Annotated in this window: 12 protein-coding genes; 8 read left to right on the top strand and 4 right to left on the bottom strand. The window is 45.2% G+C overall.

Annotated elements, in window-relative coordinates; genetic code table 11:
* The first annotated feature begins 63 nt into the window (after positions 1-63).
* Positions 64-1,938 carry a DUF4153 domain-containing protein gene (locus SLIP_RS05635; protein WP_013175319.1) on the top strand — a complete coding sequence of 625 codons (1,875 nt, stop codon included), beginning with the start codon at positions 64-66 and terminating at the stop codon, positions 1,936-1,938.
* A 105-nt stretch (positions 1,939-2,043) separates the two neighbouring features.
* Positions 2,044-5,118: an EAL domain-containing protein gene (locus tag SLIP_RS05630; protein ID WP_013175318.1), complete on the top strand. Its 3,075-nt coding sequence runs from the start codon at positions 2,044-2,046 to the stop codon at positions 5,116-5,118.
* Between the two features lie 390 nt (positions 5,119-5,508).
* On the opposite strand, the gene SLIP_RS05625 is transcribed toward SLIP_RS05630, so the two are convergent.
* The 4 genes from SLIP_RS05625 to SLIP_RS05610 form a co-directional block, all read right to left on the bottom strand.
* Positions 5,509-6,498: a hypothetical protein gene (locus SLIP_RS05625; RefSeq protein WP_041432773.1), complete on the bottom strand. Its 990-nt coding sequence runs from the start codon at positions 6,496-6,498 to the stop codon at positions 5,509-5,511.
* A gap of 1 nt (position 6,499) precedes the next feature.
* Entirely contained in the window at positions 6,500-7,267 is a 768-nt protein-coding gene (locus tag SLIP_RS05620) for a hypothetical protein (RefSeq protein ID WP_013175316.1), read from the bottom strand.
* A 615-nt stretch (positions 7,268-7,882) separates the two neighbouring features.
* Positions 7,883-8,161, bottom strand: a complete 279-nt coding sequence (locus SLIP_RS05615; protein WP_013175315.1) for a hypothetical protein — start codon at positions 8,159-8,161, stop codon at positions 7,883-7,885.
* A gap of 260 nt (positions 8,162-8,421) precedes the next feature.
* On the bottom strand, positions 8,422-10,449 hold the full coding sequence (locus SLIP_RS05610) for an AAA family ATPase (protein WP_013175314.1): 2,028 nt from the start codon (positions 10,447-10,449) through the stop codon (positions 8,422-8,424).
* Between the two features lie 217 nt (positions 10,450-10,666).
* On the opposite strand from SLIP_RS05610, the gene SLIP_RS05605 reads away from it, so the two are divergent.
* The 6 genes from SLIP_RS05605 (at position 10,667) to SLIP_RS05575 (ending at position 15,527) form a co-directional block, all read left to right on the top strand.
* Positions 10,667-10,927 (top strand): hypothetical protein, encoded by a 261-nt coding sequence (locus SLIP_RS05605; RefSeq protein ID WP_013175313.1) that lies wholly within the window; start codon positions 10,667-10,669, stop codon positions 10,925-10,927.
* Between the two features lies 1 nt (position 10,928).
* Positions 10,929-11,312 carry a hypothetical protein gene (locus SLIP_RS05600; RefSeq protein WP_013175312.1) on the top strand — a complete coding sequence of 128 codons (384 nt, stop codon included), beginning with the start codon at positions 10,929-10,931 and terminating at the stop codon, positions 11,310-11,312.
* Positions 11,313-11,627: 315 nt separating this feature from the next.
* A complete protein-coding gene (locus SLIP_RS05590) occupies positions 11,628-12,080 on the top strand; it encodes a GreA/GreB family elongation factor (RefSeq protein ID WP_013175310.1) in 453 nt (150 codons plus the stop codon).
* Between the two features lie 51 nt (positions 12,081-12,131).
* Positions 12,132-12,614 carry a DNA-deoxyinosine glycosylase gene (locus SLIP_RS05585; RefSeq protein ID WP_013175309.1) on the top strand — a complete coding sequence of 161 codons (483 nt, stop codon included), beginning with the start codon at positions 12,132-12,134 and terminating at the stop codon, positions 12,612-12,614.
* A 136-nt stretch (positions 12,615-12,750) separates the two neighbouring features.
* Positions 12,751-13,809: a LysM peptidoglycan-binding domain-containing protein gene (locus tag SLIP_RS05580; RefSeq protein ID WP_169303750.1), complete on the top strand. Its 1,059-nt coding sequence runs from the start codon at positions 12,751-12,753 to the stop codon at positions 13,807-13,809.
* A gap of 11 nt (positions 13,810-13,820) precedes the next feature.
* The gene (locus SLIP_RS05575) at positions 13,821-15,527 is read left to right on the top strand and encodes a recombinase family protein (RefSeq protein ID WP_013175307.1); all 1,707 of its coding nucleotides are present in this window, start codon (positions 13,821-13,823) and stop codon (positions 15,525-15,527) included.
* Positions 15,528-15,676 lie beyond the last annotated feature (149 nt).

Genomic DNA, 15,676 nt, shown 5'->3' with positions numbered 1-15,676 from the left:
TTTAAGTGTCTATAAGCTACAAGACCGGTTCAGTTTATTGCTGGGGGAGTGGAGGGCCAGGATTTGAATGCTTTCTTAGGGAAGATTATTAAATTATCAACGGATGCGCTCAACGCTTTCAAGAAATTCCCGGCTGCGATGCTCAGCGCGCTGGCGTTTGCTGTCGTAACCATAATCAGGATTAATCTTGATTGGCCGCAGCAGGAACCGTACAATTTTCTCTTCAATTGTCTGCATTTGTCGCTAGCTCTGGGCGCGATTTTCAGTCTGGCGGCTATAACGGCGGCGCAGACCCTTTATAGTAAGAGGAAAGCATTTCTGCTCGCCAACTTACTGGGCATCTTAGCAGCAGTAGTGACTTTTCTCGCCTTATATTATTTTGGTGGGACTGATCCCGTCTCGACCGGATACCGGTACAGGGTAGTTTCTCGTCTTGCTGCCGCCCGGGTCAGTGCGGCTATGCTGGTAAGTTTCTTGCTATTTGTAATGCTGGCCGGATACCCAAAGGACCAGTCTGATTTTGCCCGGTCCTCATTTATGACTCTGAAGGCATTTTTTGTTGCTTTGATCTACGGTGGAACCATCATGGCCGGGCTTTCTGGAGTGGCGGGAGCGGTTCAGGCCTTGCTATACAATGCTATGAGTGAAAAGGTCTACATGTATATAGGAACCCTGAGCGGTTTCCTGGCTTTTGCTATTTTCGTCGGTTACTTCCCTGACTTCCGAAGGGGCGTGGTAGATCCGCGCCGACAGGAAGCTCAGCAGCAGCCACGTTTCGTGGCGGTACTATTTTCCTCCATTATGGTGCCCATTATGACTGCCCTGACCGTGGTTCTGTTAATCTGGACAGTCAAATCATTAGTAACTGGAGTGGCAGTCCCATTCAGCCGGCTCTCGTCGATCGCGACTAGTTATGCGATCGGAGGTATTTGGCTGCACATAATGGTCACCCATCATGAATCCAACCTGGCCCAATTCTATCGCCGGTTCTATCCATACGCGGCGTTGGTGATTTTAGCCTTCGAGGCCCGGGCCCTTTGGATACAACTCAGCGCTTCTGGTCTCAAAACTGCAGAATACTGGTTCATTATTATCTGGATATTGGCTGTAGCGGGAGCAGTGTGGCTGATAGTTAAAAAGGATAAAGCTCACCAACCGATAGTCGTCTTGGCTTGCGTCCTGGCGATTTTCTCGGTTTTTCCCGTCATCGGATATCATGCGCTGCCGGTGGCGTTTCAAGTCAACCGCCTGCAGAATCTGCTGGTGAGCCAGGGTATGCTTAAGGACGGCAAACTGGTGCCCGCGGCTACCGAACCTGAATTATCGGTCCGCGAATCGATAACCGACGCGGTAGTTTTTCTTGCTGCTTCCCAGGACGTCGAATTGCCGTCCTGGTTTGACAGGGATCTAGCCTACAATGAGACATTCAAGGCCAAGCTGGGATTCGAGCAGGCATGGCCCAAACCAGAAACGCCGGACATTGGCGGGGATTACATGGCAACTATCCTTCACAGACCCGCTGGAGCGGTTGATATCAGTGCTTATCGCTGGGCAGTGAGTTCCCAGGAGAACTACGGAATAGAGCAGAATCCGGTAACGATAAATGGCGACCGTGGCTCTTACAAAATCTACTGGAACATCGATCCTGCCTACGGAATTCCAACGCTGAGGATCACACTCAATGACAAAGAAATCCTGAACGAAGACATGAACTCGTACATTGACAGAATAGCTGGAAAATACCCGCCGGGCCGCGGTGTGCAACCGCAGGTGGGGAATGCTGAGGACATGATTCTGAAATTGGAGACCCCTGAAGTGAAGGTCATGTTGGTCTTCAATGACATCGAAATATCGGTCGATCCCCGGAACGATATTATTCGTCACAGCTTGAACCTAGACGCCCTATACTTGCAGGAAAAACCATCTTTACAACAATAAAAAGCGATTTAAGCCTTTCCTGGATCGACGGTTCGGCCTAAGAAGTGAACTGCTTTAGAGATGGTCTCTCAAGTACAAAACAAATAGAGCAAGGAAGGTAGCGCCATGAGTCTTCCTACAGTATTCTCGCTCGTTTACCTAGCTGCGTTCTTTACATACTTCTGTTTCGGTGCTTACGTACTGTTCCTGAACAGCAGGGCCCTCACCAACCGGTTGTTCGCTGCGGCGTGCTTAACGCTTTGTGTATGGACCTTTACATATTCCATCGTAATATCGGCGCCGGATTATCACACTGCGCTTTTTTGGAGACGCTTATCAGCTCTGGGTTGGGGCACTTTCCACAGCGTACTCGTCCATCTCTGCCTGAGTATGACCGGGCGGCACAGACTACTTTCAAAACCGTGGGTTTATTTCTTGCTCTACGTGCCTGCGATAATAAACGTCTACGTTTTTGGAGCAAGCGAGGAATGGTCTTCCGTCCAGCATGTCCTAGTAAAAACAGGCACGGGCTGGACAAACGTCTTTGCGAACAACTTGTGGGATTTGTACTTCAACGTATACTTCGTCGGCTTTGATGTCGCAGCCATGTGGCTCCTCTGGCGTTGGCGCTGCGAAACTGAGGACAAGAGGGAAAAAACCCAATCCCGCATATTGCTTTTTTCTTTTTTGCTTGCTTTTGTCTTGGGCGCTGCTTTCGACGTTTTCCTGAATGCTTATACCCCGCTTAAAGTCCCCCAATTAGCATCTGTCTTCATAATCATCCCAATAGCTACCTTTCTTTACTGTATCAAACGCTACGGTTTGATGTTGCCTTCAGAAACTAGGATAGCAGAAACGGGGCATATTCTGAGCGAGATACAGCGCCGGCAGGTTTATTTCTTCATAGGAGTGGCGTCAGGGGCAGGGGGGGTGTTTAATCTCCTGCTCTATTTCGTATGGGGAGTAGACCTCCAAGTAATGTTGTGGATAAGCTTGGTAATGTTTGCCTGTTGCTTGCTAGTGTTGTCTCTCCCCTTCCTGCCGTTGCCCAGCGGCGTTCAAGACACGGTCATGGCGGCGGTGGTAGCTGGTTTCGTCTTTTCCATGACGTATTACACGAAAAACATCAACGCCGCCAACATTGTTTGGTCGTTCCCCCTGCTCCTCATGTTGACGGCTTGTGTCTTTTCGGCCAGACGCATCCTCATAACCATCGTGGCTGCTGCTGTAGTCACGGAGCTCTGGTTATGGTTAGAACTGCCCAGAAAAGAGCTGACCGTTGGGCCTTTCGAGCACATGTCAAGGATTATCGTCTACCTCTTCGGAGCGTTTTTTGCTTTTCTGGTAAACCGTATCTATATGCAGAGGCTGCAAGAAAACGAAGAACAAGTTGGCCTGCAGCAAGTTATTTCTAGTATGTCCGCGGATTTTGCCACGGTAAGCGCCGAAAATTTTGATACCAAGGTGGATAAAGCGCTCGAAACCATCGGGAAACTTTACCGAGCAGACCTGGCTCATCTCGTTATTTTTTCAGAGTATAACAAGTCGGCGGTCCGGGCCTACGAATGGCGCGCCGACAGCACTGACCCTTCTAGCACTCCGTTTGACCAGCGGGATTCCTATCATTCTTGGCTGACGGAGCAGCTTAAAGAGAAAAAGCGCTTGTTCATGCCGGATATCGAGAGGGTGCCCGAATTACCCCCTGAGAGCAAAAAGCTTCTTCTGGCATGTGGTACCAAGTCGATGCTGGCTGTTTATCTCGAAAGCAGCCACCGTCCGATAGGATATTTGGAAATTCAAGCTCTATCGCAAGATGCCCAATGGCGTGCAGACCATCTGGAAACCCTGCAAATTATTGCTAATATTTTGGCTCATGCCTTTGCCAGGATAAAGTCCGAACAAGAAGTCTATCGTTTGGCGTATTACGATTACCTTACCGGGCTTCCCAATCGGTTTCTTATGTGGGATCTGTTAGAACAAGCGGTATCGACGGCTGCGGCAAAAGGCACATCAGTCGGCATAATACTCATCGATTTGCACTCCTTTAAGGAGATAAACGATACCATCGGCCATGAAGCTGGGGACATGCTGCTGAAGAAGATAGCTCAGAGTATAACCGACTGTGTCCGACCGGGTGACGTAGTGTGCCGGTTTGGAGGAGATGAGTTTGTTGTCGTTATGACCGGTGTGACTGCCTACAATGTCCTGTCTGACACTGCTGAACGGATTATAGAAGCCGTGCGAAAACCGGTAATGATCCATAACCAAGAGTTCTTTGTCAATTCGAACGCCGGTATCTCGGTATACCCTTTGGATGGGAAAAACCCGGAAGACCTTGTTAAGAATGCAGATCTGGCTATGAACGCCTCTAAGGAGCGAGGCACGAATCGGTATGCGTTTTACTCCCGCGAGATGAGGGGAGAAATACAGCAGAAGACGATACTTATCAACGGGCTTTATCGGGCTCTGGAAAAGCAAGAACTGCTCCTCTACTACCAGCCTCAAGTAGATATTTTGACTGGCAGGATTACGGGCGTAGAAGCCTTGATTCGATGGAACCACCCCGGGTTAGGGATGGTTCAGCCTTCGGTTTTCATTCCGCTCGCAGAGCAGTCGGGCCTTATCCACTCGATAGGCGAATGGGTACTGAGAACCGCCTGCGAGCAGAACAAGCGCTGGCAGGATATAGGACTGCCTCCTATCAGGGTTGCCGTTAACCTGTCGCCAGAACAATTTAAGAACCCGAAGTTGGTAGCGATAGTCAAAAACGTGTTGGAAGATACACGTTTACCCCCGCAATACCTCGAATTGGAAATCACTGAAAGCGTCGCGGTTAAGGAAGCGGAAACTGTTATTAGGTCCCTGCGCCAACTCAAAGAACTGGGAGTTTCAATTGCTATCGACGATTTTGGGAGTGAATACTCTTCGCTGGGTCGTTTACGCTCGATGCCGGTAGACAGGATCAAGATGGCGATGTGCTTAATACAGGACCTTCCCACTACTCCAAAGGATGAAGCCATTGCCAAGGCCATTTTATATCTTGCCAGGAACATCGGGGTGAGGGTAGTCGCCGAGGGCGTAGAGACAGAGCAACAGCTCGAGTTTTTGACCAGGTGGAGCTGCCGGGAGGTTCAAGGATTTTACTTTTACAGACCTATGCCAGCAGAAAAAGTCGAAGAGATACTGAGGCAGGGGCAGTAAACCAGAGAGGCGGTTCTTGTGGTTGATTCTGGTTGATCCAAAGGATTAGCAAGCTTGTCGGCTGTCAGACATATTTCGACGCAATCTTTCCACCGGAAGCGGGCGTATTGAATACGAAGCCGCCTTGATGGCTTAGGAAGGCCTTGAACCCTCCGAAATCCGCCGCAGGTCAGAGGAATTGATTCCCAGGGTTGATACCAGTACGAAGGCTTGATTTCACTGCGAGAAGGGTGAACTATATAGTCTTCAGTATTTAGGAATCGCTTAAATTTAGATTCACTACCATTCATTATAGTTATTGAATTCTCATAGAGCAGTTTGACTCCTTATCCATAACTTAATGTAGAATGTAGGTACTTTAAATTTTCATAGAAATAATTATCTATATACTTAAAACAGATACTCATCTTTTTTTATATACGAATAAATACTTTTAATACTACTTAAAACTAAAAATAAATAAGCTTGACTGGCGTTTTTTGTTAACTTCCATCTTTCCATTGTTTTTGACTCTTTACTGTGCCCGGCCATATTTCTAACATCTCCAATAGCACTACCAATAGAATAATGTTTATAATGTACTTTGTTATCTAATAACCCTTTTCCATTCTTGTTATTATAAAGCCTATTTATGACCTGACCGATTCCGATAGCTTTAGAAGCATCTATTCCAACATCAATTGAAATTCGTCTTAAGAAATCTTCAAATGCTCTTCCTGCACATTCTATTGCACCCCTAGGGTCCTTATTCTGTTTCTTAAATGCGTCAATTAATTCATATACCTCATCATGGCTGAGATAAGAAAAAGACTCTTCCCCTAAAATATTGGCAACTTCTAATCGAATCGCAATATCTTCGTCAAGTGATAAAATGTCTTTTGAGATATTTTTAGTCTTAATATTTATCTCTTTAGATAAAGTTAAGGTATTATCATCAAAACTAAATATTTCAGTTGTAGTACCCCAGGATAAAAGTAGATTTTTCAAAAAGTCGGGGTCTTTTCCTTGAAAATCATATAATACATAAACCTTCCTTGACGCCTCGTTCAACGAGTTACCATTTAAACAAAACTTTATAAACAGAATGAAAGGTTCCCATTGCTGAAGATATTTTCTCATTACTGTTATTTTGGTTTCTATATTAGGTGTTCTTCCTAATAAACTTGAACATTCTTTAGTAACCTCTATTAACCCATCTTCTTGTTGTATAGTTATTCCTAATATTTTTGCAATAGCAAGCCCACTTCTAACATAAGAAGAACTCTTGCCTGTAAAATTACATATTTTTTCTATTGTACTATTTGGACACATGCTAATAAAAGCAACGATGTCGGCAACCAGAATTAATGGAACATTGTGTGAAGGCAACTTGTATGACATATTAATCATCCCCAAAGTTTCCATATGCAAGTTTAAAAAAATTTTTCATTTTTTCTTCCGGCCAATTTGTCATATCAACTTTAACTATTATAAATGGACCTTTTTTTGCGTTTATGTACCTATATTGATTAGAATAACCTGTATCTTTCTCATGCTCTGGTATTCCATTATCAGTTTGTTTTTCTTCGACTCTTTGTTGGATTAAGGAATCTTCATTAAACTCCCTTTCTGGCTCTTCAGATTTCTGACCAGTGTTTAGGATTTGAGACTCAATCCCAGGTTTCCAGATAATTCGTGTTGGATAATTACTGCGTCCTTTTTTAAATGTACCAAACCCTATATACTCTATTATATTACCAAATAGGGTTGCAGCATCTTTTCTGTTCCGTTCTGTACTACCATAATTAAATTTTCCCCAAAAACTAACAATATAGTTAATTTCTGTTTCTGGTTCCTTTTTTTCAGCAATATTATGTAATAATGCCTCATAAGGAGGATACCTCTTGATAACTTCAAGAATAATCTTTTTTCTTTCCTCGTCATTTCCAGCATAAGCAATTTGACGTCCTGTAGCAGTAAAATTTGTGTTTGATTCTTCAATAATGTTAAATGTTCGTAATACAGATTTGGTACTCCTAAAAGCAGTATCACCCATTCCGAATAAAGGCTTAGCTTCTTCTTCATCATTATTTTTTCGTCTTAGAGCATCAATTAATTTTAAGATGTTCTCTATTGTAGTGTAAGCAGGCAAGCTTGATTCAACCGCCATGATTATCAACTCCCTTTACAAATTTTTCTTTTTGTTTGTATTGTATCATAATCTCATAAAAACAACAAGAGTTGGCTCTACCGTTAAAGCAAAAACAAAAAACTGTCCACAGTAAGGGCGGTTGAATGACGACGTTTATTTGTGTTACCGGGTAAACGGGGATGGAAACCGATGGTGAGAACTAGACCCCGGAAGGATTCCTCCACTGTGCTATAGCCGCAAGACCACTTGCAAGACATCGGTGAACGAATTAGTACTTTGTGAACCCGGAAATTTCCGTAATCCAGTACCGGTATGGGTTTGCCATCCTCATTGGAATACATCTCCCATCAGGACAAGTAACAAATCTGACGTGCTCCTAACGACGTGCAGGGTGTTAAAATATTATTCACTGGAGAAAGTATACCCATGTGAAAGTAGTTATTCGTAAACTGGCTTGACGACTTCTACTTCTCGGGCGACCGCTTTAAACATGAGAGTCTTCTTGCCGGGAAGGTACTTAGGTTTGTTGAGGTGCAGAAGTCCAAGCTTCCCGCAGAGGATAAAGTACCCTTTCCTCCATTGGTAGGTTTACAGGGTACGTCATCAAGTCAACTCCTCCAAAAGTAATCGAAATTAACTGTTCTCTAACCCTAAAAACTGCTGGATGTCCTTCATCTCCATCAGTTCCTCAACTGTCCAGTAACGGTGGAAGCGGTTTTTGTAGCGGAGCTCCCACCACCTGCGGAAAAGCGGCTCAAGTTCATCGAACATCGGCCAGCGGCTCCACTTCATTTTTTCTCTCAATTCTTCTAACGTCCAGACACTGCCGTCTTCCTTTTTGGGTATGTTAATGCGTCCGTCAGATTGGATAATCACCTGCGGCTGTGCAATCTCATTTGGGAGAACAGTCAAGTGCGCCAACCCCCTTTGGTTATTTATCGGAAAGAGTTATCAAACAATCAAGCTCAAAGCTCAAGTTTGGTAATAATTCTTGTTTTGGGCTTACTGCCTGAAGCCGCCGGGTAAGGTTTGCTGAAGCCCTGCGAGCGTGGAACCGTCGTCTACAACGCGGTCCCGCTTCAGCGGCTTCAGACGAACCCGTCTTTGACCAAGGTCAAAGCTCAAAAATATATATAGCGGTTTTGACATTTTGACCTTCGGCGGTATCTGTTTTATTCGCCGCTGTCTTCGTCGTCCGCTTTCCACCCGTCGGGTGTTTTTGTAAGTGTGTACGTTTTTGGAGACCCTTGATGTCCCCCTTCTTCCTCAATAGTGAAGCCGCCTGCCCGCAGTTTGCTGATGTCGTTTCTCACAGTCTGGTCGCTTACCTTCAGCAAGTCGGTTAGCTCTTTCTGCGTGTAGCTCCGCTGGGTCAACAGCTTCGCCAGCTTCTGCAGGCGCACTTCGCTGTCTTTCAGCTTGATGTTGATGCGGAAACCATCGTCGTAAATCAGATTCCCGTCCTCGAATTTTAAGCTCAAGTTCTCTACAGTCTCAGCGTCGCGGAACTCTCCAGTAACGACGACACCTACATCTTCGTCTTTCTGGAACTTGCGGATGTCTATCACGCCGTCCATTTCCGCCCCTTTGACAGAAGACCCCCTGCTGGCATACACCAGAACGTCTGACGGCTTTTTGGCGGTATGGTCAACGACAATGACTGCCATGTGGGGGTACTTGCGGAGGAGCATATTGAGCGGCGCAAATACCTGCTGCATGATGGAAGAGTCGTTTTCGTCTCCGTCGAAGAAGCTTCTCAGTGGGTCAAGCACGAGCAGGTCAGGCCGGAACTCGTCAATAAAATTGAGCAGGTCTTCAAATTCTGGGTTTTTCGGAAGCAGTTTCACGCCTGTCCTGTGCGGGATGACGATGTTGCTTGTACCGGCAAGGCTCTGCTGTACTCTTTGTATTAAAGCGTTGGTCGAATGCTCTTCCTCCACCATAACGGCTTTGATTCCAGAGACGGTAGTTCTCCAGTACGGAACCCCACAGACGTTTTCACCGCGGCTGAGCGCCTTCAATAAGCTCAAGACAAACCACGTCTTCATCTGCTTCGGCGGCCCTTGGACAAGGATTTTTTGCCCTCTTGCTATCATTCCTCTTACCAGCCAGTCAGGCTCCGCAGGCTCTCTCTTCAGCAGTTCTTCCACCCTGTAGTAGCGGGAAAACCGGTCTTGGTGTTCTTCAAGCGGGATTAGCTCTACCAGTTCCTGGTCGGTATGGTTGTTGCGGGTCAACCACTCGCAGATGTCTTTGCCGACATCTCCCCGCTTCCACGGCAGTTCAACCACTTTACACCGTTCTTCTCCGAGCACCGCCAGGGCAGACCTCACGAAGTTGGCGCTGGCGTCGTCGTCCTGCGGGATGAGGTAGATGGTGCGTATGCCTTCAAATTCCCGTTTCCACTCCTTGCGGAAATTGTTGCCCGGCACGCTAACTACAGGGATGTCTACACCGCAGGCTTCAAGCGCCTGAATAGTTCTTAAAGCGTCGCTTTCTCCCTCGACTATGACTGCTTGGCTTTTCCCCTCAAGGCTGTCGAGGTTCCACAATGAAAAACGGGAGTTTTTAACCGCTCCTTTCCTGCCGTCGTAAGCCCTCCCTCTGATAGCCCTGATTTTGCCCCTCACGCGAAAAGGGACTACCAAGCATTCAACCTGTCCTGCATCTTCGTCATGGGGGACATAACCCCATTCGAAACGCTCCAGCATTTCATACTTGATTCCTCTGGCGGTAATGTACTCTTGGACAATCGGCAGTTCCGGGCGCAGGCGCGCTTTTGCTTCTTTGATAAACTCTTCAAATTCCTCTTCCTGTCCGGGTGTGGGGATATAGGTGTGGCTGGGGTCGTAGTGGGGGAACGCGTGTATGTATCTTCCTGTCCGTTCGTCTTTTACGTAAAGCTCGCGGAGGTAGTCGTTTATGAAATAGCTCGCGTCTTCCGGCGCAATGCCTGCAATTTCAACTAAAAAGCGGTACGGCGAAAAGCTCCCGCATACATGGCAGACGTAAAAGCCCGACTTGACGTTGACCGTCGCGGAAGGCTTCCTGTCGTCGTGGTTTAAGCACTTTAGGGACTGGACGGTGAAGCCGTCCTCTTTTATGTCCATCCTGTCCAGTTCAGGAAAATAGCGGGCGTAAAAATCCCGCCAAGGTTCGGGATGAAGAGACTCGTTAAAATCAACCCTCCACTTCTTCATTCTTAAAACCTCCTCTGCCTATGGTAATATTATACATTTGACCTCAGCAACTTTCAATAAGAAGCTCAAAATTTTTGACCTTTGCCCAAAGAGTGTACGAAAAAAAGAAAAAGACAAATTTTGACAAAATTTTGGTTCCCTCTTTAAATTTACATAGATGTACATTATAATATAATTAAGCAGATGGAAATATTTAACAGATAAGGAGTTGATGCCGTTGAACAAGAGAGAAGCCAAAAAGAAAGTGCGGGAAATCATCCGCTGTTTGGAACAAAGCGGAGACTTCCCGGAACAAGGCAACTGTATAAAGGTCGCGGAACGGAAGCTGGAGATGCTCGTAAAAGAGGCTCCAGCTTCTCTGGTTTATGAGTTGGGTTGCGTCTACAGCCACTTTAAGAATTCCGGCGGGGATGTGGACACTGCTCTATCTCGGCTGAAGAAAATTTTGGAACGAGCGGTAAAAAAGGAGGATGAGTAAAATGGCGGGTAATAATCAAACAGTCCAAAAATCTAAGAAAGAGGAGACGGAAAAAATGAAGGTTGAGTTTACTGTTTCCGCAGAGGGTAAGGAACAAGACCTTAAACTGCAGGTGCTGCAGAAGAGACGGGCGACTTACCGCGCTAACCTTTCTTATGCGGTGCAGATGCAGGATAAGTACGCAGTAGAGTACACTGAAGCAATGCAGGCTGGAGCCGACCAGTTAACAATTGATAAGCTGGAATTGAAGCTGGCAGAGCAGAAACTGCGGATTGAGTTTTACAGGGAAAAAATCGCTAAAGTGGAAGAGGAAATTGCCCGTTACAGAGTAGAAAGAAAAAAGGAAGAGACTTCGGGAAAAGAAGGAAATGAGAGTGCCGCCTAATCAAAACAGCGGCACTCTCGCTTTACTCTTGCTTTTTCTCAAATTACAACCAATTATACGACTCTATGCCCTAGGGAACTTTTTTCGTCAATATATTTATACTCCGGAGGGCATAAGCAACTTTTCTTTAAGGCAGGTAGTAAAATTACCAGAAACTATAACCCGTTGCATTAAATGGCAAGATGATGCAGTATTGACAATCATTGTATGTTGTGATAAGTTAACAATAACGGGTGTTTCGCTGTTCAGCGAAGCGCCCTTCCGTTTTATTTAGGGGTTTACCATTTAATGGTTCGAATAGTGGAGGGAATTAAATTGGCCAAAGTTGTACTGTCAGAGCCAGCATTTGAATGCCTAGTTAAACACTTGGTAGAAATCGAGGAAGGCAAAAATAAGCTTCTTGATGAATTTTTTCCAAGGCCGTCAAAAGAACGGGATGAATTTGAAATCCTTCTTGAAAACTATATCAAACAGGTTGACGAACTCATCAGAAAAGTTAAGAAGTCATCAAAAGCAGGGAATAAACTTCCCTTTGTGACTATCGGCAGTGAAGTAGAAATACAAAACTTATCCGACAAAGAAACTCATAAATATCGGATAATTACCCCCTTTCGGGGCAGTGTGAAAGACGGAGATATATCATATTTATCTCCGGTTGGCAAATCTTTATTGCTAAGGAAAGTCGGCGATGTGATAGAAGTTAAAGCACCAGGCGGGATATTCCATTACAAAATAAAATCCATTCGATTACAATGCGGTTTTACATAAAATGTAATATCCCTTTATGTTACTCCGAAAATATTTAGGGAGAACGCAGCTATGAGACAAGAAGGTTTACCTCCAGTAATCAACCCAACTTCAAAAATACTTATCGTTGGTACAATGCCGGGAAAAAAGTCTCTTGAGCAAAAGCAGTACTATGCCGATTCGAGAAACCAGTTTTGGTCTATTATCTTCTCTGTTTTGGAGAAACCCATGCCGTTTGAATACCAGCAAAAAGTCGCTCAATTATTGGAGTCTAAAATTGCCTTATGGGATGTCCTGGCAAGCTGTACTAGAGCAGGCAGTCTTGACGGTGATATTAGTAATGCCGTTGTTAACGATTTTTCTACTATCTTTAAGCAGTATCCTCATATAAAAGTGGTTGCATTCAACGGTAAAAGGGCCGAAAGGCTCTGGAATAAACTTGTTAAAATTGCCCCAAATATTGAATTTATAACAATGCCGAGCACAAGCAGAGCTCTGGCAAGGCCATTTGAAGAGAAATTGATGGCGTGGTCGGAGTTAAAGCGTTATTTATAAGTATGTAAGCTGTATCCTGATGTTACTCATGCTGTTATTATTAGTTCATTTGGATAACCGGGGGTGACTAAAAACGAAATATCGGCATGAAATCATTATTTCGGTGGTGATAGTTGCGCTCATTGGTTGCGGTTGCTTGATTTTTTCTAAGCTTTGGATTAATCCAGCAACAAGTAATCAAGTTCAGGATACTGCATATAAGACAGCTTCATCTGTGAAAACGCCGGACGTTGTTATCAGCAAAGCAAACCTCCATAAGTCTGATGTTCCCTTGCCTGACAAGGATATGGTAGAAAAAGTACAAGCTGAACTGTTTAAGGGTGTGAAGAAGGAAGACTTAGAAAAAGCGAAAAAGACCGTTCACGAACTGCATATGTATTTCGAGTCCGGTTTTGTTTATGAAGCAGAAAACTGGATTGAAAAGTACAGCGACCCAAATAGTCCGGGATGGGTCTTCTGGGAGAAAACCGGCACAATCGAAATCCCCGGCTATACGGAAAAGGTGTATAATGAAAAGGATGGCAATTGGTATATACAACGACTTGAAGAAGTTAAAGCGGCTTTCGCTGATAAAACAGCCTTCACTGACGATATTACTAAAGCTCAAGAATTGATAAGCGAAGCTGTAAAGAACCACGACATCAAAAATTTGTGGTATGCTCATCAGGTGTTACACAACCTCGATTATTGGGTGCTGAACTACCCTATCCAATATCCCAAAGGTACTGCTGCCCCACCTGATTGGAAGGGTGTGGAGACGTATTTTGGTGTTACAAAAACACTCAAAGGTTTTTATCAGACAGCACTTGAAGAGTATATTTATGATGAACAAACAGGAAGGTATATTAACAAAATTACTGGTGTTTGGTATGTCGTTAAGGACGGATACAAGGTAATACCACCCGAAGAATATATTGACCGCGCCAAAGTAGAGACAATTGACGGTATCAATATTACAGACCGCCCTAATGATGTGTGGGAGCTAAAAGAGATACGGGAGATAACTATTAAATCAGGAGATACGCTGGTTGACATTATCAAACCATACTTTATGAATGAACATTTCAGAATGAATTATGAATGGTATGCTAAACAGGTTCTGAAACTTAACAACATTACCGACCCTCACTATATCAAAGCGGGAGACACCTTAAAGATACCGATTTATATTGACAAAGGTGCAAAAGTGAACTAGTAGGTGGTAGCATGAAGCAGTTAATAAAGCGTGCCGCTGTCCTCTGTCGGGTTTCCACAGAAGACCAAGCAGAAGGGACTTCTCTCGATACCCAAGCGGAAATTTGTATGGAGGAAGCAAAAAGACGCGGTTACCACGTTACAGAAGAAGACGTATTCAAAGAAGACGGATACAGCGGAGCACTGGGGATTGATGCGAGACCAGTGCTCCATCAGCTTTGGGAGAAATACCAAGCGGGAGAATACGACGCTATTTTCGTCTACCGCCAAGACAGGCTTTCCCGCTCTTTAGCCCTTTTTGCCGCCCTGCGGGATGAAGCCCGAAAAGTAAGGCGGTGCGGCCTTAAAGGAGACGGCTTTATTTTCGTGCAGGGGTCCAACGATGACACTCCCGAAGGTAAACTGCAGTCAAACATCCTCGCCACTTTTGCGGAGTATGAAAGGGAAGTTATCAAATTAAGGACGGTGACCGGCAAGAAAAAGCTGGCAAAAGCAGGCAAGTATTCCGGCGGCTCTCAACCCTTTGGCTACAGGTGGGATGACGAAAAGGAAGAGTGGGTAATTCGAGAAGATGAAGCCAAGATAGTTAAGCTTATTTTCCAATGGTACGTCTATGGAGACGAGTCAGGACAGCCTTTGGGTATGGTGCGGATTGCCGAAAAGCTGACTGAACTCGGTATACCCACGCCTAACCAATTTCGCAAAACCCGAAAAGGGCGCGCTGGAAAAATGCAGGCTCATTGGGGCGACGCTACCGTCCAACGCATTCTTACTCACACTGTTTACGCCGGGACAAATTATCTCTGGAGGGGTGATAAAATGCAGGTCAGTCCAGAACAGGTCGAAAAAATAAAGAAGGAAAAAACTGATGGGTGGTTTGAGGTAGACTTCCCGCCGATAATTGACAAGATGCTCTGGGAGAAAGCGCAGGAAAAGAGAGTGCAGTCCAGAGGAGGCTTTAACCGCAAGAGGCCCAAGCCTATACTTGCCGGTCGTATCTTCTGCGGTGTCTGCCAGCGCCCGTTTCACGATGCTATGTATAACAAAGGCGCAAAGCTGGTTTTCAAGTGCAACGGGAAATTGAAACAGTATCACCTTGACGGGAGCCCGAAATGCGACAGCCCTGTGCTTGACGGCGAAGCAGTTACTGCAGAAGTCAAAAAACGGCTTATTGATATGCTTCAAGACAAAGACCAGATGCGGAAAGCCATCGAGGAGTACGTCGGTTCGCTGGAACGCCGGAAAGAAGAACTTGAAACCCTGCTCTCTCCCATAACAGAGCAAATTTCTCATCTGCAGGAGAAGCAGAAAAGGCTTGCTACTGTCTATGTTGACGGGGCTTTGTCTCACGAAGATTATAAGCGGCAAATCAATGAATTGAAGGAGCAGGAGCTTGCTGTCCGCAGGCGTTATGAGCATTACTGGCCGGAGATGGAAAACCTTACAAAGCTGGAGCAGAATATTGCTGTTGTGAAAGAAGCGATTGAAGAGGAACTGTTTGATGTCCGCTACCAGCCGGATGACGATAAAATTACTGAAAATATTGCCTTTGTGAAGGTTCACGATGAAAAACATTTAACGGTCGGATTCCCACAGAAGGTAGTAACCTGGGAGGAACTGCTTGACAGGTTGCAGGTGAAGCTGTGGGTGTATCCAGACCGTTTAGAGGTTCGGGGAATTGTCCCGATAGAAGATATAGCGAATCCTAAATGCTGTTAACCTAATATATTGTGGCTATTATTGGTGCTAGCGCTACATACAGGTAAGCAGAGAATTACCGGTAAACCGTAAGGGGTTTTTGGCAGGGAAATCAAGATATCTAAACGAATTATGCAGGATTTGGGAAAACAAAGGAGAATTTCTTATTG

It is taken from the genome of Syntrophothermus lipocalidus DSM 12680 (genome assembly GCF_000092405.1).
GTDB lineage: Bacteria > Bacillota > Syntrophomonadia > Syntrophomonadales > Syntrophothermaceae > Syntrophothermus > Syntrophothermus lipocalidus.
This window is presented reverse-complemented; position numbering and strand designations above follow the sequence as displayed.

Excerpts from the sequence above, each read along its gene's own strand:
- SLIP_RS05610 (WP_013175314.1), bottom strand. The coding sequence starts at position 10,449 with ATGAAGAAGTGGAGGGTTGATTTTAACGAGTCTCTTCATCCCGAACCT.
- SLIP_RS05625 (WP_041432773.1), bottom strand. The coding sequence starts at position 6,498 with ATGTCATACAAGTTGCCTTCACACAATGTTCCATTAATTCTGGTTGCC.
- SLIP_RS05600 (WP_013175312.1), top strand. The coding sequence starts at position 10,929 with ATGGCGGGTAATAATCAAACAGTCCAAAAATCTAAGAAAGAGGAGACG.
- SLIP_RS05630 (WP_013175318.1), top strand. The coding sequence starts at position 2,044 with ATGAGTCTTCCTACAGTATTCTCGCTCGTTTACCTAGCTGCGTTCTTT.
- SLIP_RS05620 (WP_013175316.1), bottom strand. The coding sequence starts at position 7,267 with ATGGCGGTTGAATCAAGCTTGCCTGCTTACACTACAATAGAGAACATC.
- SLIP_RS05575 (WP_013175307.1), top strand. The coding sequence starts at position 13,821 with ATGAAGCAGTTAATAAAGCGTGCCGCTGTCCTCTGTCGGGTTTCCACA.
- SLIP_RS05585 (WP_013175309.1), top strand. The coding sequence starts at position 12,132 with ATGAGACAAGAAGGTTTACCTCCAGTAATCAACCCAACTTCAAAAATA.